This window comes from Sinomicrobium sp., assembly GCA_029266035.1.
Classification (GTDB): domain Bacteria; phylum Bacteroidota; class Bacteroidia; order Flavobacteriales; family Flavobacteriaceae; genus Sinomicrobium.
Genome location: JAJUFH010000006.1, coordinates 38,182 through 60,093, shown reverse-complemented (window position 1 = coordinate 60,093; position 21,912 = coordinate 38,182). Strand labels below are relative to the sequence as shown.

Below are 21,912 nucleotides of genomic sequence, written 5' to 3'. Positions count from 1 at the left end.
GATCGGCTCAGTGTGCACTGAGCCAGTCTTCTCCGAGTCCTATTTCTACGTCGAGGGGAACGCTGAGTTTGTATGCGTTTTCCATTTCCGATTTAATCAGCGGCTTGATGGTTTCCAGCTCCGGCTTGTAGGCGTCAAATACCAGTTCATCGTGCACCTGTAGCAGCATTTTAGTTTTGAATTTGCCTTCTCTAAGCTTGCGATGGATATTTATCATGGCTATTTTGATGATATCGGCCGCACTACCCTGAACAGGGGCATTTACAGCATTCCGCTCGGCAGCTCCGCGAACTACCTGGTTTCTGGAATTGATATCGGGCAGGTAACGCCTTCTTCCGAGTACGGTTTCAACATAGCCGTGGTCTTGTGCAAAGTGTATCTGCTTGTTGATATAAGCTCTTAGTTTTGGATAGGTCTTGTAATAGGTGTCAATGAGTTCTTTGGCCTCACTCCTCGACAGCGTTGTCTGGTTGCTGAGCCCGAAAGCGGAAACCCCGTAGATAATACCGAAATTTACCGTTTTGGCATTGCTCCGCTGTTCGCGGGTCACTTCCTCCAAAGGAACTCCGAAAACCCTAGCCGCAGTAGAGGCGTGGATATCCTGTCCTTCAGCAAAGGCTTTAATCATATTTTCTTCTTCGCTGAGCGCAGCGATGATGCGAAGCTCTATCTGCGAATAGTCGGCAGCCAGGAGGGTGTAATCCTTATCTCGGGCAATAAAAGCCTTTCGTACCTGTCGACCCCTTTCGGTACGGATAGGGATGTTTTGCAGGTTGGGATTGTTGCTGCTCAACCTACCTGTAGCCGCAACCGCCTGACTATACACAGTGTGTATACGCCCTGTGTTGGGGTTGATCTCGTTGGGCAGAGCATCGACATAGGTGTTCTGTAACTTCTGCAATTGTCGCCACATCAGTATGTCTTCGACAATTTGGTGGTCTTTGGCGAGATAGGAGAGCACATCTTCTGCGGTAGAATACTGACCTGTCTTGGTCTTTTTTGGTTTGTCTACCAGTTTGAGTTTGTCGAATAGTATTGGGCCAAGCTGCTTTGGGGAGGCTAGGTTAAACTCTTCTCCAGCCTGTTCGTAGATGTTTTTTTCGAGAACCTTAATGTCTTTGTCCAAGGCTTGAGACAGTGAATTCAGATAGGCTGTATCTACTCGAATACCTTCGATTTCCATATCTGAAAGCACCTGTACCAAAGGAGCTTCAATGTCTTCAAATAGCTTAAGGGCATTTCGGTTGGGGAGTTCTGACTGAAACAACTGTTTTAGTTGCAGCGTGATATCTGCATCTTCTACCGCGTATTCTGTCTGTTTTTCGAGAGCTACATCGCGCATAGACCCTTGATTCTTCCCTTTTTTACCGATAAGAGTTTCTATGGGTAAAGGCTTGTAGTTGAGATAGGTCTCGGCCAGTACATCCATATTGTGTCTCATATCTGGATTGATGAGGTAGTGGGCAATCATGGTGTCGAACAACTTTCCTTTTACCGCTATACCGTAATTGGAGAGTACCTTGATATCGTATTTTAGATTTTGTCCTGTTTTTTCGATGTCTTCATTTTCAAAAAAAGGGCGGAACTCTTCCAAGATGGCCTGAGCTTCTTTTCGCTCTTCGGGAAGCGCGAGATAATATCCTTTTCCGGGTTCCCAGGAGAAGGCGATCCCGACGAGTGTGGCCTGTAATGCCTTAAGACTGGTGGTTTCGGTGTCAAAGCAAACACTCGTCTGAAGCATTAGTTTTTGCAACAGCAGGGCTCTCGCCATAGGAGTGTTTACCAACTGGTACAGATGAGTGCTGTTTTCCAGAGATTTATACCCGCTGTCCGATTCGGCTTGAACACTCTCTTCTCCCGGATTTCCGAAGAGGTCAAACTGTGTGCCCGACTGAGGTGAGGGTGAGCCCGAAGAGGTTGTCGTATTGCTTTCTACTGTGGTTTCCGGACTGAATATCTTTATGAAGTTTTCGGTAAGACGGCGAAATTCCAGTTCTTGGAAGATCTCTTTTACCTGGTCAAAATCAGGAGTATTTAATTCAAAATCCTCTTCGTGAAACGTCACCGGAACGTCCAGCATAATTCGGGCGAGCTCCTTAGAGAGCAATCCCTGTTCGGCATTGTCTTTTATCTTTTCTTTCATCTTGCCTTTCAGGCTGTCGGCATTGGCGATCAGATTTTCCACGCTGCCGAATTCCTTGATGAATTTTTTAGCGGTTTTATCACCTACTCCCGGAAATCCGGGGATATTGTCTGCCGCATCACCCATCATCCCGAGGTAATCGATCACTTGTTCAGGTGTCTCCACTTCAAATTTTTTCTGAACTTCGGGTATCCCCCATATTTCTATCCCGTTGCCCATACGTGCGGGGCGATACATAAATATGTTTTCGGAAACCAGTTGAGCAAAATCCTTGTCGGGAGTAACCATATAGGTGAGATACCCCTTCTTTTCAGCCTGTTTAGCCAAGGTTCCTATGATGTCGTCTGCTTCAAATCCCTCCTTTTCGATGACCGGAATATGCATGGCTTTTAGAATGGACTGAATATAAGGGACAGCAATTCTAATCGCCTCCGGGGTCTCGTCTCGATTGGCCTTATACGCCTCAAACATTTCGGTACGAGCTGCCGAGCCTCCTTTGTCGAATGCCACCGCGAGATGATCGGGTTTTTCACGCCGAATCACATCGAGCAGGGAATTGGTAAAGCCCATAATGGCCGAGGTGTCCATTCCCTTAGAGTTGATCCTCGGATTCTTGATAAAGGCGTAATACCCACGGAAAATTAGTGCGTAAGCATCCAGTAAAAAAAGGCGTTTCTGTGCAGACATAAGTGTGTTGACGTTTGTTTGCGTAAAAGTAAGGATTTAATTGCACAACACCCATTGATTAATACACACTAACAACTAAACAACTAAACAACTATTTCCCGATGTCCACGTCGCGCGCAGCTTTGCCTTGCACTCCTTGCCATGGCGGGTGATGGTAATTGAGTTATTTAGACAAAACGTAAACTCCAATCCCAAAACTTCTATTCCTACTCAGGTTTCCGGACATTAACATTTTATTCGATACATATTTGTATTGAATAAATTTTATTAAAGCATCCGATACAAGATTTCCAATTGTACCACATCAATTCGTCAATGGGGGTAGACGCAAAATTTTGCGTCTCTACGGCGTCTTGTATATATAAATTGTGATTGTTTCGTCTAACGGTTTCTTGTCGCCCTGACAAGGTAATTTATTTCAACTCAATGCAGATCAAAAAATAGGAGGTGATATAGATAGAACAGATTGTTGATTACCTTTGACAAACTACGAACGAATCAACTAAAAAACTACAATGAAGCGGTCGATTGCAAAACTATATGAGATCTCCCGAAAAAAATCGAGACTGATTGTCGGTCTGATGAGTGGTACTTCTCTCGACGGACTAGATATAGCACTCTGTAGGGTGGAGGGGCACGGACAGAAAACAGAAGTAGAGCTGTTGCAATTTGTCACCGTTCCCTATTCGGATGGGTTTAGGAATAGTATAAGCGAAGTATTTGCTAAGGAAACTGGAAGCATAGCTCAATTATGTCTGTTGAACCCCCATATAGCGGAGGTACACGCCGCTATGATACTACAAGCTCTGAAGAATTGGGCAGTGCAACCGGAAGAGGTCGATCTTGTGGCCAGTCACGGGCAAACCATTTATCACGCGCCCAAACGCTATCACGAACGGGATGAATATTCTAATGCGACCCTTCAGTTGGGCGATGGCGATCATTTAGCAGTAAAAACAGGGATTATAACCTTGTCTGATTTCAGGCAGAAGCATATTGCAGCGGGAGGCGAAGGAGCACCTTTGGCCGCATACGGCGATTACTTGCTTTTTTCCGATGTGGAAGAATCACGGGTTTTACTCAATATAGGTGGAATTGCCAACTTGACTTTTCTTCAAGCCGGAGCTGGGTTTAACGAAGCCTTCTGTACTGATACCGGCCCTGGGAATACACTTATGGATGCTTATGTAAAAAAGCATTTCGACCTGCCTTTCGACCGAGATGCAAAGATCGCACGGCAAGGACAGCGGAACGAAAAGTTATTGAAGGCTTTGTTAGATCATCCTTTTTTTAAAGAAGAAGGGTCACGTACTACAGGCCCCGAACTTTTTAATGAGCATTATATAGACCATGCACAGCAGCGTTGTGCCGAAGTGATATCTCCCGAAGATGTTCTTCACACTTTGGCTCATTTTACCGTGGCCGGAATTGTAAAATGTATAAGAGGTTTGGATTGCAGAGGGAAAATAAGTGGTTTTGTCAGTGGCGGTGGAGCTTCAAATCCCCTGTTGATGGAATTGCTCCGGGAGGCTTGTCCTGAAATGGAGTTTGTCGACACCTCTGTATTAGGGCTTGACCCTGATGCTAAAGAGGCGGTATTGTTTGCTATACTGGCCAATGAAACCTTGGCTGGTAGTCCGGAATTGGAAGGTTCTTCGGCTTATCCATGGGTGAGCATGGGAAAGATTAGCTTGCCGGAATAGTGAGTTGTTATCCTTGGAAGAGGTAGGTGATGGTGCCCTGCTGTTCTCCGCTTCCTTCCCTGCTGTTGAAAGTGGCTTTTAAGGCATAGGTGATGGCTTGGTCTACAAGACAGCCGTTGGCAGATGTGGAACTCTTTCTGTTAAAATCGGCTCGGGTTACTTTTCCAGCTGAGTTGACTCGTATATTGATCACTATTTTGCCTTGGGCAGAACAGGTGTATACCGGGTTTGGAAGATAACGGTGAATACGGTTTACTAGGGAATAAGAAATAGAGCTGTGTCGGTTTGTGTTATTGTGCAATACCGTGTTATGGGTACTGTTGTCTCCTTCGGACTCCTTAGATTTTTCGGGAGTTTTTTCCGACTGCTTTTCCCTATAGATGCCACCGTCTATAGATTCGTTTTCTGCGGTGTTGGAAGTGTTGTCTGAAGCATCTTCTTCCTGTTCTTCTTCACTTTCTTCAGCTCTTTTCCCTTCTCTGAGCTCTTCCAGTGTTTTAAATTCCTTAATTTCCTCTTCAAACTTACTCTTTACCGATTCGTTATAGGCCATATGCGTTTTAATTCGGCTACTCTCCTTTGGTAGTTGGATATTTTCTTCGACTATTTCCTCTACTTGCAGTTCGATTAGTCGTTCTTTTTTTTGCTGTGTCGAGAGGTGGATATTAAACAGAGTAAGCAGTAGGAGCATCATGACAAGTGATGATATCAGCAATGCGTATTGTTTTCCGTTCAGTTCCATATTTTATATAACGCCCGAAGCACAAAATAATTGGGTGGCACAAAACACATCGTCTCGGGATGTGGTTTTCTCGTGAAAAATACTAAAAAATTACGGATTTTCACGAAGGCCTTCCACAAAGGCATCGGGTGTAATGGCTTCTTCTACCCGGTAGTTGCCAATAGCTGTGCGACGGAGTTTGGAAAGATGTGCCCCTGATTGCATCGCCTGTCCGAAGTCGTGAGCGAGAGAACGTATGTAAGTGCCTTTACTACACACCACTCTAAAGGAGATGTCGGGAAAATGACTGTCGTCTGTCTCGAAAGAGTGAATAGTTATATTTCTAGGTTCTATCTCTACTTCTTGTCCTTTTCGCGCGTGTTCGTACAATCTCTTCCCGTCTTTTTTAATAGCGGAGAATACAGGAGGAATCTGGGCAATTTCTCCGGTGAATTTTGCAGCGGTCTCTCGAATCAGTTCCGGGCTGATATGTGCAGTGGGATAGGATTGGTCTACTTCGGTTTCCAAATCGTACGAAGGCGTGGTTGCCCCGAGAGAAATGGTACCGGTGTATTCTTTGACCTGCCCCTGTAGTTCCGGTATTTTTTTTGTGAATTTTCCGGTGCATACAATCAACAAACCTGTAGCGAGGGGATCGAGGGTGCCGGCGTGCCCTACCTTGATCTTTTTGAGACCAAAACTTTTACGAATCGCCCATCTAATCTTGTTTACCGCCTGGAAAGACGACCAGTGTAGCGGTTTGTCTATTAGTAGAATCTGTCCTTCTGTGAAGTATTCGGCAGAATTTTTTTCCATCGTTATTGTGAAAATGAATAAGTAATAGCCACAATTCCTACGATGAGGCAGTACACTGAAAAATAGGTGAGTTTGCTGTTGCGCACTAGCTTTATCATCCAAGTACAAGCGAGGAGTCCGGAGAAAAAAGCTGCAGCAAAACCTGCGGCGAGGGGGGTGATTTGCTCTGCTTGAAAACTGATGTTTCCATAGAGCAGTTCTTTAGCAATACTTCCGAATATGAGAGGGACTACCATGAGAAAAGAAAACCTTGCGGCCTTGCTTTTGTCTATACCGAGTAATACAGAAGTGGAGATGGTAGCCCCACTTCGGGATATGCCGGGGAGCAGTGCGATAGCCTGAGAGATCCCTATAATAATTGCATTTTTGTAGGTGACGTTTTTTGTGGTGTCTTTGGCACGATCTGCAAAATAGAGCAGCAATGCAGTGATGAGCAACATAGATCCCACCAGCAATATGTTCCCTCCGAAGAGTTGCTCCAGTTGCTTTTCAAATACCAGCCCTACGAATACTGCCGGAATCATGGAGAGGATGATTTTAATGGAAAATCTCGTTTCTTCGTTGTCTTTGAAACGGAAGAGTCCATTTAGGATTTCCACAACCTCTTTCCGAAATATGACTATGGTACTCAGAGCAGTGGCAAAGTGGAGAACTACGGTAAAGACAAGGCTCTCTTCGGGTAGGGAGTTGTCGCCAAGCAAGGCTTTCCCTATTTCGAGATGACCGCTGGATGATACGGGAAGGAATTCGGTAAGACCCTGGACGATTCCTAGGATAATTGCGTCAATAATGTCCATGTGTTACTGTCGGGTTAGATCATTTATCAGACTAAACGAAGGGAAATAGGGTTTATTGAATATTTGACAACTCAATGTTTTGATAGAGCGGGTATTGGTCGAATACACAGTTGATCCACTATTCATTTTTATTGTTTTTAGCCTTAGGAGAAAGCAGGATGGCGTATATCTGCATGGCAAAACCGACAATGACAAGAGTGGGGGCAAGTCTTATTCTCCTGAAGCTAAATATTTCTGAATTAAAGGTCGTCGGATCGTCTGTGCCGCCTCCACTCATTAGGATAAATCCCAGTGCTATCAGAGCGAGACCAGCAAACATCACGGTGTAATTCTTTTTTTGGAATATGAATTCTCGTTGTGATTTATCTTTTTTACTCATGGTGTTGTTTTATTAGTAATACAAATCGTCTGTGCGCAGGTTCAGAAATCTTTGAGCTGCAAAATAGGTGCTAATCCAACTTATAACCGCTCCCATGAGGAAGATGCCGGCAAACAGTATCAGGAGTAGAGCGGGATCCTGCAAGAGTCCGAGTTCCGGGAATAGTCGGTCGAAATAGTACAGGCAGGCAACCATAGCGGCTATGGCAATTACGGCACCTATAACGCCCAGTTTAACACTGGTTTGTATAAATGGCCGTCGTATAAAGCGCTTTGTGGCTCCTACCATCTGCATAGTCTTGATAATAAACCGTTTTGAGTAGATAGACAGTCGAATCGAACTGTTTATCAGCAGCACAGCTATAATGGTAAAGGCACCACTGGCCAGTAATATCCAAAGACTTAAGCGTTTGATGTTTTCGTTGAGCAGAGTGATAAGAGGACGGTCGTAGGACACTTCGTCCACAAAATTTTTTGTTCCTATTTCTCCGGCAATTTCTTCCAGTTTTTGAGCGTCTACAAAATCGGCTTTTAATCTGACGTCTATGGAATTCTGCAAGGGATTGTATCCTAAAAAATCCATAAAATTCTCTCCCATTTCCGCACTCTGTGCTTCTGCAGCAGCTTCTTTAGAGACAAAGCTGACCGATTTGGTGTACTCGGCTAGGGCAAGGCTTTTTTGCAGTTGTTCTATCTCTGTTTTTTTGGCGTCGTCTTTCAGAAAAATAGATACAGCTACCTGTTCTTTGAAGTGATCGGCCAGTTTTTTGGTGTTGATAACCATCATGCCCAACATACCCAACAGAAACAACACAAGCGATATACTGAGTATTACGGAGAAATACGATGAAATCAGTCTTCGCTTTTGGTATCTTTCAAACGACTTACTCATAAATGTTAACTGTTTTTTGGGCTTCTTTGCAAATATAACGAATTCATAATTTGAATCTTGCTTACATTTCAGGGTTTCACAAAAAAAAGCGGGTTTGAACTTCGACAATAAGCTCTAATTTTAGGGAGTTGGGGTCTCTTCTTCACGGAGTACAAAGGGTTTTAAGGCGTTTAACGCTTTGTCGGCTGAGGTGATATCTTCAAAAGTAAGCAGCAGACGAAGCCCTGATCGAGTGTCTTTTTCCTTCATTTTACAGCCTTTTGGGTGTTGCTGTATCAGTTGTACAATATGGAGGAAAGTTTTGCTCTGATAGAAACGACTCTGCTGGTCAGCTATAAAATAGCCCACCATTTTTCCGTTTTTGAGAATCAGTCTTTCCAATCCCATAGAAGCGGCGATCCACTTGAGTCTTACACTGTTGAGTAGATCTGTGACCTGTACCGGCAAGGGGCCAAAGCGATCCTTTAGATCGTCTTCGTATTTTTTGAGTTCTCCCTCATTGCTCACCGCGCTCAACTGATTGTACAGATTGAGTCGTTCTGTAACGCTGTTAACGTATTCGTCGGGGAAAAGCAGTTCAAAATCGGAGTCGATTTGAGTGTCTCGTACATACTCTTTGGTATCGTCGTGGCCGTAGAGATCGCTAAACTCATTTTCTTTGAGCTCTTCTATGGCTTCACTCAGTATTTTTTGGTAGGTATCAAAACCGATATCGTTGATAAAGCCGCTTTGTTCCCCTCCTAGCAAATCACCGGCTCCTCTTATTTCGAGGTCTTTCATCGCTATGTTAAATCCGCTTCCCAGTTCGGAAAATTGTTCAAGAGCCTGTATGCGCTTCCTGGCATCATCGGTCATAGCCGAATAGGGAGGGGTGATAAAGTAGCAAAAAGCTTTTTTGTTGCTTCGGCCTACACGTCCTCTCATTTGATGAAGATCACTCAGCCCAAAGTTGTTGGCGTTGTTGATAAAGATGGTGTTGGCATTCGGAACATCTAGACCGCTTTCTACGATAGTGGTCGACACCAATACGTCAAATTCGCCGTTCATAAAGGAGAGCATCAGCTGTTCCAGCTTTTTGCCATCCATCTGTCCATGGCCGATACCTATTTTGGCGTCTGGCACCAGTCGTTGTATCATACCGGCAACTTCAGCGATATTTTCTATGCGGTTGTGAATAAAAAATATCTGTCCGCCACGTTGTATTTCATAAGAGACAGCATCGCGTATTATTTCTTCACTAAACTGTATTACATGGCTTTCTATAGGATATCTGTTGGGGGGCGGAGTGGTGATAACCGACAGGTCGCGCGCTGCCATAAGACTGAATTGTAGCGTTCTCGGAATGGGGGTAGCTGTGAGGGTGAGCACGTCTACATTTTCTTTTAGGGTTTTGAGTTTGTCTTTTGCTGCTACCCCAAATTTTTGTTCTTCGTCTACCACGAGTAGCCCGAGATCGTAAAACTTTACATTCTTGTTTACCAGTTGATGTGTTCCGATTACGATATCGATTTTACCTGAGGCCAGTCGTTCCAGTATGTCTTTTTTCTCTTTTGCACTGCGGAAGCGGTTGAGGTAATCGACAGTAACAGGGAGGTCTTTGAGTCTCTCGCTAAAGGTTTTGTAATGTTGAAAGGCCAAGATGGTGGTAGGCACCAATACCGCCACCTGCTTACTGTTGTCTACCGCCTTAAAGGCAGCTCTGATTGCGACTTCTGTTTTTCCAAAGCCCACATCTCCACATACGAGGCGATCCATAGGGTGCTCGCTTTCCATGTCGTTTTTGACCTCTTTGGTAGCCTTGCTCTGGTCTGGGGTGTCTTCGTAGATAAACGAAGCCTCCAATTCGTGTTGTAGATAGCTGTCGGGGGCAAAGGAGAAGCCTTGTTTTGTTCGCCTTTTGGCGTATAGCTCAATCAGGTTGAAGGCGATTTCTTTAACCTTGTTTTTGGTCTTTTTCTTGAGGTTTTTCCAAGCGTTACTGCCCAGTTTGTAAATTTTTGGAGGTTTTCCGTCCTTGCCGTTGTATTTGGTGATTTTGTGCAGGGCGTGAATACTCACATAGAGAATATCGCGTTCTCCGTAAATCAGTTTTATGGCCTCCTGTGGTTTGCCTTCCACCTGTATCTTTTGCAGTCCGCCAAACTTGCCTATACCGTGGTCTATATGCGTAACGTAGTCGCCTATTTGCAGGTGGTTTAGTTCTTTGAGGGTGATGGCTTGTTTTTTTGCATAGCCGTTGCGGAGATTAAACTTGTGATAGCGCTCAAAAATCTGGTGATCGGTATAGTACACCACTTTTAGGTCGTCGTCTATAAATCCTCGATATATCGGGAATATCACCGTTTTGTAAGGGATATCTCCTTGCAGTTCTTCAAAAATATCGTGAAAGCGTTGCGCCTGCTGTTCGCTGCTGCAAAAGATGTAATTTGTGTATCCATTTTCACGGTTTTGTGCGAGATCGTCCAATAGCAGGTTGAACTGCTTGTTGAACGAGGGCTGTGGTCGGGTGTGAAAGGTGACTATTTCTTTGTACGGGCTGTCTTTTTCTGTAAGGCTAAGCGACGCCAACTTTTCGGTTTCGGCGACGACAAATTCGGTAAACTGTTTTTCCAATAGCCGCGAGCTGCAGAACAGTTCTTCAGGGCTGGCGTGTTTTACGGTTCCTTGTAGGGAGGTAAAAGCCTCTTCTGCCTTTGCGAAGAGTTGGTCGATTCTGGAGCTAAACATTCCGCTATTTTGACGGAAGATCACCGTTTTTCCAGGAATATAGCTGAGAAAACTCTCCCTCATCTCGCCCACTACCTTCTGTTCTACATTTGGGATGACACTTATTTTATTTAATTTTTTGAGCGAGAGCTGTGTCTCTACGTCAAATGTCCTGATACTGTCTACCTCATCTCCAAAAAACTCTATGCGATAAGGTTCGTCATTAGAAAATGAAAAGACGTCTATAATGCCGCCTCGAACGGAAAATTCACCGGGTTCTGACACAAAGTCAACCCTTCTAAAGTGGTATTCGAAAAGCACTTCATTGACGAAGTCGGGAGAAATACTTTCTCCTACTTTCATTTTTAAGGTGTTTTGCTCTAGAGTTTTGCGAGTGACAACCTTTTCAAAGAGGGCATCGGGATAGGTGATGATGAGCGCGGGTTTCTTTTTAGAATTTATCCGGTTGAGTACTTCGGCCCGAAGCAATACATTGGCATTGTCGGTTTCTTCTATTTGATATGGCCTGCGGTAGCTCCCTGGATAAAAGAGCACGTTTCCTTCTCCGAGTAACTGCTCCAAGTCGTTGAGGTAATAGGCAGCTTCTTCCTTGTCGTTGAGGATGAGCATATGTGGGAGTTCACTCTCTGTGAAATGCTGAGCAACGACAAATGAGAGCGATGAGCCGACCAGTCCGCCCACATATATTTTTTCCGAAGTTTGAGCGGAGGCAATAGCACTCCTCAGTTTTCGCATTTGCGGAGACTGTGAAGGGGCGGGAGCCCCTATGGCTGCCGAAAAAGAAACTGGCAATGCCTGGGTGTTATTCACGCTAAAAATTTTGTGCAAAGGTAATAAAAACAGATTCTCGGATAAAATGTATATTTGCGGCGAACACTCAAGAAAGTTTTTAAAACTTTAATATTACTTAGCTATGTCAATATTAGATTTGTATTCCAGTGCCTTTTTGGAGCGAAACAGAGATCATTTTGCGGCGATTGTCCGCGTAGCACTGTCGGATGGCGGGATTAATGAAGAGGAAAGAGCATTTCTCGATCGCCTGGCTGTCAATCTCAATATCTCGGAAGAAGACTACGCTGCAATTCTGGTGGATCCTGCGAAATACCCTATAAACCCTCCTTTTTTTTACGACTCGAGACTGGAGCGCCTTTACGATCTTGTCCGTATGGTGTATGCAGATCATATAGCTGACGAGGAAGAGACTGCTATGTTGCACAAGTTGGGAGTGGGACTGGGATTCACACCGGGGAATGTAAAGTATATCATAGCCAAGGCATACGATTTGGTTTCTCACGGGGTAGATCTCGACACCTTCAAAGAAGAGATGAAACACATGAATCGATAGAGTCGAGTCGCTAATGCCTTTTTTTGTCAGAGCGGAACTAGTACATCATTTAAAAAACTTTTTGAGTTGCTTTAACAATTGTAGCTCTTGAAACGGCTTTTGTAGGATGTCGTTGATGCCAGCTTTTTTATAGTCATTTTTTCCGTCTCCCATCATACTGCCCGAAAGAGCTACAATAGGTGTTTTGGCATATTTCTTTTCGGGCAAGTCTCGTATTAACGGGGCGAGTTCGTAGCCGGAAATATCGGGAAGTCGCAAATCCATCAGAATGAGGTCGTAATCGTTTTCTTCTACCCTCTCCATAGCCTGAGCGCCATTTTCAGCAATATCGAGAAAGAAGGCTCCTTGAGATGCTAGTATTTTGAGTACGATGATTTGACTGATTTTGTTGTCTTCGATGAGCAATATGCTGTATTTGTCAGGATTGTTGAACAGTATATCGCTCTCCTGTGTTTTTTTCTTTTGCTTTTCTCTGTGATGAAGGGGAAATTTTAATTTGAGATTAAACCGTATGCTCGTTCCTTTTCCCAGTTCACTCTCTGCCGAGATATTTCCTTCCATCAAAGTGACCAAGTTTTTGACTATCGCCAAACCCAATCCTGATCCGGGATACTTATTGTCTTTATGCACCTGAGTAAAGCTGGTAAAGATGTCGTTGAGATCTTTTTTTGCGATGCCTATGCCCGTGTCGGTAATTTCAAATTGTATGTTGACTTTATTGGCTCTTTTGTTGTTCAATTTCAGGTATAGGTCTACTTGCCCCTCATCGGTAAACTTTATGGCATTTTCTATGGTGTTGGCAAGTAGTTGTTTTATTCGGCTCTGATCTCCTTCGATATATTGCGGGATTTTTTCGTCGCGGTGAATTTGGAAATTTAAGTTTTTCTGTCTGGCCTTGGTCGAATAAATAAAATTGACGGTGTCGAGCATTTCATCGAAATCGAACACTTCGTCTTTTGTGAAGAATTTGCCGACCTCAATTTTGGATAGGTCGAGAATATCTTCAATCATAATATTCAAATCCTGACACAGCGATTTAACAACTTCAACGAGATCGTATTGCTCGTCGGAGAGATGAGTCTTTTCGAGCATTTCGGTAAACGAGAATATCCCGGTAAGTGGATTTCTCAACTCGTGACTAAAGTTGGCGATAAAAGTGCGTTTAAAGGCTTCTTTTTCCTGTAGGTAGGTGTTCTGAAGCGAGAGTATCTCCGACTCTATTACGGTTTCGTTACGCATTTGAGTTACTAACTGCAGCGATTCATAGTGTTCGGTGAGATCGTGGATAACGATAAGAGGATCTTTGCCTTCAAAGGTTTTGCAATCTACATCACATATTTTGTCTTTTATGTGAATACAGTAGTACGACAACTGTGTGTTTTTGTCAGCTAGCAGGGGGATTACACTTTCAAAAAAAGGATGAAACTCCGCGATATCGGATCCTGGTTCTAGAGGGAATAGATTGTCGTCTGACGCTGTAACCTCTCCGTTTTTCGCAATGACTATAAATTGTACTTTAGGGTAGAGGTGTTGTTTTTTGTAGAATTCGAGCATTAGGATATCATTTTTTTGGTCAGGTCTTCAAAAATAAGCTCTACATTCTTTCCGGTCCTGGCACTGGTGAAATAGTCGACTTGTTCAAAAAGCGAACTGTTTTCTTTTAGATAGGCAGAGGTTATCAGGTCGTTTTTATTTCCCACTACAATGATAGGTACGTTGTTGTAATTGTTTTTGAGGTGGTCTAAATCGCGTTTGAGATTTTCGAAAGTAGATTTTCTGGTGGTGTCAAAAACATAGATAAAACCGTGCGATCCCATAAGGTAAGACGATCTGGTGGCTGTGATGTCTTCATTGCCTTCTATATCCCAGATGATGAGATTGACTTGGTTTTCGGGGAGGTCCATTTCTTTTTTGAGGATGTGAACTCCGATGGTGACTTTGTAATTGTCTGAAAATGTATTTTCTACAAATCGTCGTACTAGGGAGGTCTTTCCTACTCCAAAATGTCCCAACAATACGATTTTTTTAGATATTGTCATTCTTAAAGTAATAATTTAGTTCGTTAACGATGTCTTTTTTGTCGATATCTGGATTGTAGATCATCAGGCTCAGAAAGTTTTGGGAAAAACTGAAAATGATATCTTGCAGTTTGTTTTTGATTGGGGTATTGTACTGTCCTGATACTACTACTGCAACGTAGTACGAAACAAAGCTCTGTATGTGTATGTGATACAGTTCGTATTCGATGAGTTCGAGGTTCTGTCCCTTCCCTCTAAACGCGTCTTCTACAAATGATTTGATAGCTGTGAGCATACCCGAAAACATCTCTTTATCTATGGTTTCGGTTTTTGCGTAATTACCGAGGAGTATGCCCGAGTTCTTTTCTATGACAAACACCTGTTCAACAGAGGTATTGCCGATTTCAGACAGTATGAGGTCTTCTTCTCTTACCCCAGTAAATAAGGCTTTTAGCTTTCGCTTCCAAGCTTTTGCCGAGAAGCTGTTTTCCAATTGATTGCTGACGCGTTCGGAGAGTAGCTCAATTTCCTGAAGCACATATTTTTTAATCATTCTACCCATTATGGGATAGAGGGCTTCTACTACCTGTTCTTTAGATTTCTTGATTTCAATTTTCAAGGTCTCAGTAATGGTGGGACCCAGAGTACGCGGAATCTCCGACGTGAATTCTTCCAGTTTCGTTTTGATTATGGGGTCTATCCTTTCTTCCAGTTCAGATCGGGTATGGAGCGTCCTTTCCAGTGCCTTTAATCGATTGGCAATGGTTTCTGCATACTCCCTGTCGTCAGTAAGGAGAATATCTTTGAGGATGTTTAGTTTGTCGTTCTCATTCATCGCTAAAGATAGTTGTTCTTACCCGGTTGTTTGGTCTATTGTGATGCAGAAAGGAAAGGGGGGCGAGTTTCAATCCTGTTTTCTGTGCGGGAAAAGTCTGAAGGGAAAATACTTCGGAATGTTAATGGTCTCTTATCTTTTCTCCGATCTGAATGAGGAGTTTTCCGAGGGTCGACTTGTCCACTTTTTCCTGTCCTAGAGTCTCTGCTTTTTCCTGTAGCGAATTTTCGAGTTCTGTAATTCTGATGTTTAGATCTGTCGACAAACTGTCTATAGACTGCATTAGTTCAGTTCTCGTCTCTTCAAGGAGTTGTTGTAACTCTTTCTTTTTCTGAAGAATGTCTTTTTTTACCGCTTCAAATTCGGAGTTGTATTCCTGTATGTTTTCACCAAATATGAGGTTTTTGATGGCCTCGATCTTAGATGAGGGATCTATGGAAACCCCGTTGGTATCAGGATGGTTTTGTGTTTTAGACATGGTTGTACGGTATGAGATTTGACACAAAGGTAACAAAAATCACCCAATAATTATGCAAATCGCTTTAAATGGGCGACTTATGCATAAACTCTTCAAGTGTTGATACCATATTCTTGCTTCCACAGAAAAAAGGTGTGCGTTGGTGCAATTCTGTAGGTTGTAGGTCGAGAATGCGGCGGAAGCCGTCACTCGCACTGCCACCTGCCTGCTCGGCTATAAATGCCATAGGGTTACACTCGTAGAGAAGGCGTAATTTTCCGTTGGGAGCCTTGCTGCTTTTGGGGTAGAGGTAGATACCTCCTTTAATCATATTTCTGTGAAAATCGGAAACTAGAGATCCGATATACCGCGAGGTATAAGGTCGGTCACCCTCTTCTTGCTGACAGTATTTGATGTAGTTTTTAACTCCTTGTGGAAAGTGGATGTAATTCCCTTCGTTTACCGAATAGATATTACCGTCTTCGGAGTATTGCATATTGGGATGGGACAGGTAGAAGGTGCCTATGGCCGGATTGAGGGTAAAACCGTTTACCCCATGTCCTGTAGAATACACCAACATGGTAGAGGTTCCGTACACGACATATCCCGCGGCAACCTGATTTTTCCCGGGCTGTAGAAAATCTTCCAAAGTCACTGGTGTCCCGATAGGGGTTACTCTGCGGTATATGGAAAAAATGGTTCCTACCGAAACATTGACGTCAATATTACTCGATCCGTCTAAGGGATCTATAAGGACGACGTATTTGTTCTGGTGCCGGTGGTCGAGACTGTTAATCGAGATAAAACTCTCCTCTTCTTCAGAGGCAATACCGCATACAATTTCGCGATTGGAAAGCGTCTGGATAAATTTTTCATGAGCTAATACATCCAGTTTTTGTTGCTCTTCTCCTTGAACATTGATGTCTCCATAACTGCCGGTAATGTCGACCAGTCCGGCTTTGTTTACCTCGTGGTTGACTACTTTTGCCGCCAGTCTGATGGCGTTGATGAGTTTGGATAATTCGCCTGAAGAGTATTGAAATTCGGCCTGGTTTTCAATGATAAATTCGCCCAGGGTCTTGTTTTTTCTCATGGTTACTATGTGCTGGTGGCAGAGATAACGCGGATTTCTGCTCTGGATTTTGACATCACAAATATCGATAAAATTGTGAAACGAAAACGATTTCGGGGAGATTTTATTTTTAGACCCAAAAAACTTATATAACTTTGTGTTATATTTAAAACATCTATTTTTAATTTTATAAAGCACATGCAATCCTATACCATACGAAGTGCCGGCCGAGGAGATATGCCTGAAGTTTTACGTCTTATTCAAGAATTGGCAGATTACGAAAAGGAGCCTGAGGCTGTAGAAATTACGTCAGACGATTTGGTGAGTGATGGATTTGGTTCACGACCACTATTTCACTGTTTTGTCGCTGATGTGGCAGGTGAAATAGCAGGAATCGCTCTGATCTATCCGAGATATTCTACTTGGAAGGGAATGGCACTTCACTTAGAAGATCTAATCGTATCTGAAAAATATAGAGGTCGAGGCTTGGGTAAGGCATTGTTGTCGGAAGTTGTAAAGTACGGCCACGAGCAGGGGGTGAGACGTATCTGCTGGGAGGTGCTCGATTGGAATCAGTCGGCGATTGATTTTTACGAGAAACAAGGAGCTAAAATACTTCGGGATTGGGATGTAGTACACCTGGATGCACAGGGGATTGCCAGGTATTTGGACAACAATGGATAACAGGTCGAGATGAAGTAAAACGGATTGATGTCAGTAGGGGAGTGCTTGTGTATAGTTTACCTATAATCTTAAGAACATGAAAATATTTAAATTTGGAGGGGCGTCGGTAAGGGATGCTTCTGGTGTGAAAAATGTGGTTAAAGTATTGGAAACCGTGGGGTATGAAAATACTTTGTTGGTGGTTTCTGCTATGGGAAAGACTACGAATGCCCTCGAGGAGGTGATTCGCAACTACTTTGAGAATACTGAAGAGCTGCAGAGTTCACTACAAGAGGTTAGAAAGTACCACAATGAGATACTGTTAGAGCTTTTTGAGAAAGAGAGTCATCCCGTGTTCTGGAAAGTTGATGGTCTTTTTGCCGAATTGAGCTCTTTTTTAGAACGCAACAAGTCGCCCAATTATAACTTTGTATACGATCAGGTTATAGGTTTTGGAGAGCTGGTCTCCACTACAATACTGAGTCAGTATATGAAAGAGGTGGGTGTGAGGAACACTTGGCTCGACGTGAGAAACCTCATAAAGACAGACGATCGATATCGGGATGCCAATGTAGATTGGGAGAGGACGCAGCAAAATATCAATGAGGGAGTAAATAAAGAATTGCTAAACATTACTCAGGGATTTTTGGGGAGCGACCCCAACAACTTTACTACCACACTGGGGAGAGAAGGATCTGACTATACCGCTGCCATTTTTGCGTATTGTCTCAATGCGGAGAGCGTGACGATATGGAAAGACGTTCCGGGGGTGCTCAACGCAGATCCGCGTTATTTTGAAAATACCAGATTGCTCAATCAGATATCGTATACAGAGGCCATAGAATTGGCGTTTTATGGCGCTTCGGTAATTCACCCAAAAACCCTGCAGCCTCTTCAGCGAAAAGAGATACCGCTACATGTCAAGTCGTTTCTAAACCCGACGGAAAAGGGTACCAAAGTAGGTAAAGGGCACGACTTGGAGCCCAAGGTACCCTGCTTTATAGTGAAAAAAGACCAAGTGCTGATCTCCTTGTCATCTCTCGACTTTTCTTTTATTGTAGAAGAGAATATCAGTGAAATATTCAAATTGCTACACGATCACAGGATGAAGGTGGATGTGATTCAGAACTCTGCCATCAGTTTTTCGGTATGCGCAGACAACAAATTCAACAATCTCCACGACTTGCTTCGTATACTCAAGGGCAAGTTTAAGGTGGATTGCGTGGAGGGGGTGTCGCTCTATACCATAAGGCATGCTACCCAAGAGGCTCTCGACAGTTTGGAGAAGGACAAGGAGGTATTGTTGAAACAGCGACTGCAAAATACGGTGCAGTTGGTTACCGGGTAAATAAATCTCTGGTAAATAAACTTGTAGTATTCATTCTGGAAAGCAATGGTTTTGATCACCTTTCTTCTGATTTCGGCCGAATTGAAGATTGTAGTTGCCAACTGATAAATTTAAATGCTGGGCTATGTAAAAAAGTCATGATCTTATTTCTTTTCTCATAAACAGGTAATAAGAGATGGCAAAACACAGTATGCTTGCTGCAATGAGTCCTGTAAGTTGAGGCCATATTATCATAAGGCTATCTGTAAATGACAGAGAAGAGGGGATGGCTCCCTGCATCTGTCGCATAGAAAGCGGACCAAGACTCCGTATTGATGGAATCAATAGCGTAGAAGTTGCGTCGGTAAAAAGCTTGCTGGGGGCGATGTCGATCAGGCTTATCAGAAATTTTTGAAATATATAACTGCCCTTTGGAACTGTTAAAGCGGCAAATGCTCTTGAGCTTATACCTATAATGATTTGGTAAAAAACTGTAAAGAACAGCCAAACGGCCATAGCTGTAAGCGCCGAAGTAGATGCTCTTCTAAACTTTATCGAGAATAGTATGGACAGATTTAGCCAGAAGGCGACATATACGATGCATACGAAGACAAATCCCGCTATTCTAAGTGCTTCTTCAAATGTCGGGGAGAGCCCTGTGATAATCATCCCCAGTCCTACCAACAACAGATTAAGTATTGTAAACATCAGTGTGACTACGGCAATGGCGCCGGTAAACTTTGCATTGATCAGGTAGTCTCTAGGAACAGGTTGAGCCATGATTCGTATGAGAGTACCGTTGTTCTGTTCAGAATTAATGGCATCAAACCCCATTCCTATTCCCAGTAAGGGTCCCAAAAAACCGAGCAATATATGGAAAGGAGGCAGAGTTCCATCTGACGCAGTTAGAAGTTTTAGAAATACAAAATCACGATTTGGGTCGTTGGTGTTTGCCAAGGCTTGGGGTAGATTGGCTATCGATATGTACAGTGATCCGAAGCAAGTGAGCAATATCATGAGAAGGAGTACGATAAAACGCCAACTCTTGATGTGATCGCTTATTTCCTTTTGTACCATTACAACAAAAGGTGAAGGTGAAGTTGCCGAAGTTTGAGTGTTGTCTTTAAGGGCTTCAAAAATCCTGTTATGCCATATTGTGGTTAGTTTCATAATTTCCTTCAAAATATCGTTGATAAATATCGTCCAGTCCGTATTCTTTTTTACATAAATAAGATACATTCAGTCCGGAATTGATTAAAGTACGCGCTATGAGTGGGGTGATATCACTACTGCAGTACAGCTGTACTCTTCCGTTGTTTTCTTTTACTTCGATTACTTCTTTCATGGCGAGCAATTCTTTCTTTACCGGATGCTTGTTGAAATTGATATCACCCGATATTTCGGCTTCTACGGTAAAGGCTTGCCCTTGGTGTAGTGTTTTTGAGAGAGAGGGGATATCGCCAAGAGCGATCAGGGAACCTCCGACAAAAATCCCGACCCGGTCGCATACCTGCTGTACCTGATGGAGGTGGTGAGAAGACAGCAATACGGTAAGTCCTTGTTCACGGCTCAATTCACGAATGAGCTGTAGGAAATCGCGAACTCCAGTGGGGTCTATTCCAAGTGTGGGTTCGTCTAGGATAATAACTTCCGGTTTTCTGATCAATACATCGGCCAGTCCGAGGCGTTGTTTCATTCCTCTCGAATAAGTGCCAGTTTTCCGGTGTGCTGCACTATCCAGTCCTACTTTCTGGAGATAGTGAAGAGCGGTGTCTTCTACATTTTCTTTTATGCGATTGAGTCTAGCTATATGGCATAGATTTTCCAATCCGGACATATTGTCGTAGAAGCCTACACTGTCTGGCAGGTAGCCTACCCTTTTTTTTACTTCTATAGGGTTTGTCGTAGGGTGGTATCCGCAGACAGACACTTCACCAGAACTAGGTTCAGTGAGTCCGAGAATCATGAGTATAGTGGTCGATTTTCCTGCGCCGTTTGGTCCTAATAGTCCGAAAATCTCTCCTTTCCTAATTTCGAGGTCTAGCTTGCATACAGCGTGAATATCACCGTAATCTTTGCACAGCTGCTTTGTTGATATTACAGGTGTTTCCATGGGCTACCTCCTTCCGTATTTCCGAATCAGGGTGTAAACACCTCCCGCTGCCAACAATATGATAAGCAGGCCAACCCATCCTGTGAGCATTGAGGTGCGCACTGAAATTCTGAAAGAGGCTTCCGAACGAGCATCGGAGGAGTTGGCTTGGAAGTTTACTTGATAATCTCCAGCTAGAGCTTTGTTATCGGCCTCGAGAGTGGCGTAAACTTCTTCAGACTGACCTGGCTCGAGATGATTGATCTTTTTCGGTTCGAAAGTGACTTCCCAATTTGAAGGAGCTTTCGATTTGAGATCGATATTGTCTATTCCTACCGAACCGGTATTTCTGAGCAGTAGTTTGATTTTTTTATCATCTCCGGCGGTGACTTTGGAGCTCAGCAGTCCCGTGGGGGTGGTGAGTTGCAGGTCGTATGTGCCGGTAATTGCAGCTTCTAACTCCAGGCGTGCAGAGATGCTACCAGAACTCGCGATAATAGGGATTTTATACTTTCCTGCCTTTATCTCGGCTGGAGGATATACCTCTATGGTGATTCGCTCTGTTTGGTTGGGACCAACATTGATTGAAGATATCTTTTTACCACCTGCCTTATAGATTACGTTCCACCCTCGCTCTGTCATAGCACTGAGGGCGTATGCCTCGTTTTCACTGCTGCCGTTGCGAAGTTCGGCATTATAGGTAAAGGTAGAGTTTGCAGCTCCTTCTATATTGCTTTGTTTGGAAGTGAACTGAGCCTGGGAGTTTCCTTCTCTCGAGATTGTGACAGAAAGAGGTAAACGGGTATATCCAGATGCGGAAATCCCGAAGTTGTAAGTGCCTTTTTCTATTTTTAAGGGCACGTGAACCGTGAGAGTCAGATTCTTCTTTTCTCCCGGCAATACAGCGATTTCTCTTAGGGTATATCCTCCAGATTTTAAATCGTAATCCCATGTTTCGGGGAGGCCGTAAACCGTAATAGCTGAAGACTTTATACCACCACTTTTATTGATTACATCGACGGTGTAATTGATGGTTTCTCCTGGAGCTACCGCTATTTTGGTGTAGGGAGTGTAGAGTGAAATACTTTGTGCCTTCAGAGGGCTATGCGATAATAAAATAAGTAAAAGTGTACTGAATAACCAGCGATAATGGTGTTTTGTAAAAGAGTACATAGTTTAATTTATTAAATGATACTAAAGCCAGAGTTCGTGTGTAGAAATGGGGAATTCTTATTTTTT

Annotated in this window: 19 protein-coding genes; 4 read left to right on the top strand and 15 right to left on the bottom strand. The window is 43.5% G+C overall.

The window, feature by feature from the left end; all coding sequences use genetic code 11:
- Positions 1–7: 7 nt before the first annotated feature.
- The gene (gene polA / locus ACYZZR_RS05140; protein ID WP_461532930.1) at positions 8–2,830 is read right to left on the bottom strand and encodes a DNA polymerase I; all 2,823 of its coding nucleotides are present in this window, start codon (positions 2,828–2,830) and stop codon (positions 8–10) included.
- 515 nt (positions 2,831–3,345) lie between these two features.
- Between polA and ACYZZR_RS05135 the strand changes: the two genes are divergently transcribed.
- Complete coding sequence (locus ACYZZR_RS05135) at positions 3,346–4,533, top strand: anhydro-N-acetylmuramic acid kinase (RefSeq protein WP_461532929.1); 1,188 nt, start codon at positions 3,346–3,348, stop codon at positions 4,531–4,533.
- Between the two features lie 7 nt (positions 4,534–4,540).
- Here ACYZZR_RS05135 and ACYZZR_RS05130 read toward each other — a convergent pair whose 3' ends face one another.
- The 6 genes from ACYZZR_RS05130 to mfd form a co-directional block, all read right to left on the bottom strand.
- The gene (locus tag ACYZZR_RS05130; protein WP_461532928.1) at positions 4,541–5,275 is read right to left on the bottom strand and encodes a hypothetical protein; all 735 of its coding nucleotides are present in this window, start codon (positions 5,273–5,275) and stop codon (positions 4,541–4,543) included.
- A gap of 90 nt (positions 5,276–5,365) precedes the next feature.
- Complete coding sequence (gene truB, locus ACYZZR_RS05125) at positions 5,366–6,070, bottom strand: tRNA pseudouridine(55) synthase TruB (protein WP_461532927.1); 705 nt, start codon at positions 6,068–6,070, stop codon at positions 5,366–5,368.
- Between the two features lie 2 nt (positions 6,071–6,072).
- Positions 6,073–6,867, bottom strand: coding sequence for an undecaprenyl-diphosphate phosphatase (locus ACYZZR_RS05120; protein WP_461532926.1), 795 nt, complete (start codon positions 6,865–6,867; stop codon positions 6,073–6,075).
- A gap of 118 nt (positions 6,868–6,985) precedes the next feature.
- Positions 6,986–7,246: a DUF3098 domain-containing protein gene (locus ACYZZR_RS05115; protein WP_461532925.1), complete on the bottom strand. Its 261-nt coding sequence runs from the start codon at positions 7,244–7,246 to the stop codon at positions 6,986–6,988.
- Between the two features lie 12 nt (positions 7,247–7,258).
- Positions 7,259–8,137, bottom strand: a complete 879-nt coding sequence (locus tag ACYZZR_RS05110; protein WP_461532924.1) for a cell division protein FtsX — start codon at positions 8,135–8,137, stop codon at positions 7,259–7,261.
- 120 nt (positions 8,138–8,257) lie between these two features.
- Positions 8,258–11,599 carry a transcription-repair coupling factor gene (gene mfd, locus ACYZZR_RS05105; RefSeq protein WP_461532967.1) on the bottom strand — a complete coding sequence of 1,114 codons (3,342 nt, stop codon included), beginning with the start codon at positions 11,597–11,599 and terminating at the stop codon, positions 8,258–8,260.
- A 178-nt stretch (positions 11,600–11,777) separates the two neighbouring features.
- Between mfd and ACYZZR_RS05100 the strand changes: the two genes are divergently transcribed.
- Positions 11,778–12,209: a tellurite resistance TerB family protein gene (locus ACYZZR_RS05100; RefSeq protein WP_461532923.1), complete on the top strand. Its 432-nt coding sequence runs from the start codon at positions 11,778–11,780 to the stop codon at positions 12,207–12,209.
- 45 nt (positions 12,210–12,254) lie between these two features.
- Here ACYZZR_RS05100 and ACYZZR_RS05095 read toward each other — a convergent pair whose 3' ends face one another.
- The 5 genes from ACYZZR_RS05095 to fbp all read right to left on the bottom strand — a co-directional run bounded on the left by ACYZZR_RS05095 (position 12,255) and on the right by fbp (position 16,612).
- A complete protein-coding gene (locus ACYZZR_RS05095) occupies positions 12,255–13,763 on the bottom strand; it encodes a hybrid sensor histidine kinase/response regulator (protein ID WP_461532922.1) in 1,509 nt (502 codons plus the stop codon).
- Positions 13,763–14,248, bottom strand: a complete 486-nt coding sequence (locus tag ACYZZR_RS05090) for a Rab family GTPase (protein ID WP_461532921.1) — start codon at positions 14,246–14,248, stop codon at positions 13,763–13,765. The genes ACYZZR_RS05095 and ACYZZR_RS05090 overlap by 1 nt, the downstream gene beginning before the upstream one ends.
- Positions 14,235–15,062 (bottom strand): cell envelope biogenesis protein OmpA, encoded by an 828-nt coding sequence (locus ACYZZR_RS05085; protein WP_461532920.1) that lies wholly within the window; start codon positions 15,060–15,062, stop codon positions 14,235–14,237. Before ACYZZR_RS05085 ends, ACYZZR_RS05090 begins: the two co-directional genes overlap by 14 nt.
- 121 nt (positions 15,063–15,183) lie before the next feature.
- A complete protein-coding gene (locus ACYZZR_RS05080; RefSeq protein WP_461532919.1) occupies positions 15,184–15,540 on the bottom strand; it encodes a fructose 1,6-bisphosphatase in 357 nt (118 codons plus the stop codon).
- Positions 15,541–15,604: 64 nt separating this feature from the next.
- A complete protein-coding gene (gene fbp, locus ACYZZR_RS05075) occupies positions 15,605–16,612 on the bottom strand; it encodes a class 1 fructose-bisphosphatase (RefSeq protein ID WP_461532918.1) in 1,008 nt (335 codons plus the stop codon).
- A gap of 177 nt (positions 16,613–16,789) precedes the next feature.
- Between fbp and ACYZZR_RS05070 the strand changes: the two genes are divergently transcribed.
- Both ACYZZR_RS05070 and ACYZZR_RS05065 read left to right on the top strand, forming a co-directional pair.
- The gene (locus ACYZZR_RS05070; protein ID WP_461532917.1) at positions 16,790–17,275 is read left to right on the top strand and encodes a GNAT family N-acetyltransferase; all 486 of its coding nucleotides are present in this window, start codon (positions 16,790–16,792) and stop codon (positions 17,273–17,275) included.
- 76 nt (positions 17,276–17,351) lie between these two features.
- Positions 17,352–18,602 (top strand): aspartate kinase, encoded by a 1,251-nt coding sequence (locus ACYZZR_RS05065; protein ID WP_461532916.1) that lies wholly within the window; start codon positions 17,352–17,354, stop codon positions 18,600–18,602.
- Between the two features lie 135 nt (positions 18,603–18,737).
- Here ACYZZR_RS05065 and ACYZZR_RS05060 read toward each other — a convergent pair whose 3' ends face one another.
- From ACYZZR_RS05060 to ACYZZR_RS05050, 3 genes are read right to left on the bottom strand one after another with little or no spacing between them, the layout of a single operon-like run.
- The gene (locus tag ACYZZR_RS05060; RefSeq protein ID WP_461532915.1) at positions 18,738–19,751 is read right to left on the bottom strand and encodes an ABC transporter permease; all 1,014 of its coding nucleotides are present in this window, start codon (positions 19,749–19,751) and stop codon (positions 18,738–18,740) included.
- On the bottom strand, positions 19,726–20,694 hold the full coding sequence (locus tag ACYZZR_RS05055) for an ABC transporter ATP-binding protein (protein WP_461532914.1): 969 nt from the start codon (positions 20,692–20,694) through the stop codon (positions 19,726–19,728). Before ACYZZR_RS05055 ends, ACYZZR_RS05060 begins: the two co-directional genes overlap by 26 nt.
- A gap of 3 nt (positions 20,695–20,697) precedes the next feature.
- Positions 20,698–21,846, bottom strand: coding sequence for a COG1470 family protein (locus tag ACYZZR_RS05050; protein WP_461532913.1), 1,149 nt, complete (start codon positions 21,844–21,846; stop codon positions 20,698–20,700).
- Positions 21,847–21,912 lie beyond the last annotated feature (66 nt).

What these genes read in the sequence shown, in the direction of transcription:
- polA (WP_461532930.1), bottom strand. Translation starts at nt 2,830, where the DNA reads ATGTCTGCACAGAAACGCCTTTTTTTACTGGATGCTTACGCACTAATT.
- ACYZZR_RS05135 (WP_461532929.1), top strand. Translation starts at nt 3,346, where the DNA reads ATGAAGCGGTCGATTGCAAAACTATATGAGATCTCCCGAAAAAAATCG.
- ACYZZR_RS05130 (WP_461532928.1), bottom strand. Translation starts at nt 5,275, where the DNA reads ATGGAACTGAACGGAAAACAATACGCATTGCTGATATCATCACTTGTC.
- truB (WP_461532927.1), bottom strand. Translation starts at nt 6,070, where the DNA reads ATGGAAAAAAATTCTGCCGAATACTTCACAGAAGGACAGATTCTACTA.
- ACYZZR_RS05120 (WP_461532926.1), bottom strand. Translation starts at nt 6,867, where the DNA reads ATGGACATTATTGACGCAATTATCCTAGGAATCGTCCAGGGTCTTACC.
- ACYZZR_RS05115 (WP_461532925.1), bottom strand. Translation starts at nt 7,246, where the DNA reads ATGAGTAAAAAAGATAAATCACAACGAGAATTCATATTCCAAAAAAAG.
- ACYZZR_RS05110 (WP_461532924.1), bottom strand. Translation starts at nt 8,137, where the DNA reads ATGAGTAAGTCGTTTGAAAGATACCAAAAGCGAAGACTGATTTCATCG.
- mfd (WP_461532967.1), bottom strand. Translation starts at nt 11,599, where the DNA reads ATGCGAAAACTGAGGAGTGCTATTGCCTCCGCTCAAACTTCGGAAAAA.
- ACYZZR_RS05100 (WP_461532923.1), top strand. Translation starts at nt 11,778, where the DNA reads ATGTCAATATTAGATTTGTATTCCAGTGCCTTTTTGGAGCGAAACAGA.
- ACYZZR_RS05095 (WP_461532922.1), bottom strand. Translation starts at nt 13,763, where the DNA reads ATGCTCGAATTCTACAAAAAACAACACCTCTACCCTAAAGTACAATTT.
- ACYZZR_RS05090 (WP_461532921.1), bottom strand. Translation starts at nt 14,248, where the DNA reads ATGACAATATCTAAAAAAATCGTATTGTTGGGACATTTTGGAGTAGGA.
- ACYZZR_RS05085 (WP_461532920.1), bottom strand. Translation starts at nt 15,062, where the DNA reads ATGAATGAGAACGACAAACTAAACATCCTCAAAGATATTCTCCTTACT.
- ACYZZR_RS05080 (WP_461532919.1), bottom strand. Translation starts at nt 15,540, where the DNA reads ATGTCTAAAACACAAAACCATCCTGATACCAACGGGGTTTCCATAGAT.
- fbp (WP_461532918.1), bottom strand. Translation starts at nt 16,612, where the DNA reads ATGAGAAAAAACAAGACCCTGGGCGAATTTATCATTGAAAACCAGGCC.
- ACYZZR_RS05070 (WP_461532917.1), top strand. Translation starts at nt 16,790, where the DNA reads ATGCAATCCTATACCATACGAAGTGCCGGCCGAGGAGATATGCCTGAA.
- ACYZZR_RS05065 (WP_461532916.1), top strand. Translation starts at nt 17,352, where the DNA reads ATGAAAATATTTAAATTTGGAGGGGCGTCGGTAAGGGATGCTTCTGGT.
- ACYZZR_RS05060 (WP_461532915.1), bottom strand. Translation starts at nt 19,751, where the DNA reads ATGAAACTAACCACAATATGGCATAACAGGATTTTTGAAGCCCTTAAA.
- ACYZZR_RS05055 (WP_461532914.1), bottom strand. Translation starts at nt 20,694, where the DNA reads ATGGAAACACCTGTAATATCAACAAAGCAGCTGTGCAAAGATTACGGT.
- ACYZZR_RS05050 (WP_461532913.1), bottom strand. Translation starts at nt 21,846, where the DNA reads ATGTACTCTTTTACAAAACACCATTATCGCTGGTTATTCAGTACACTT.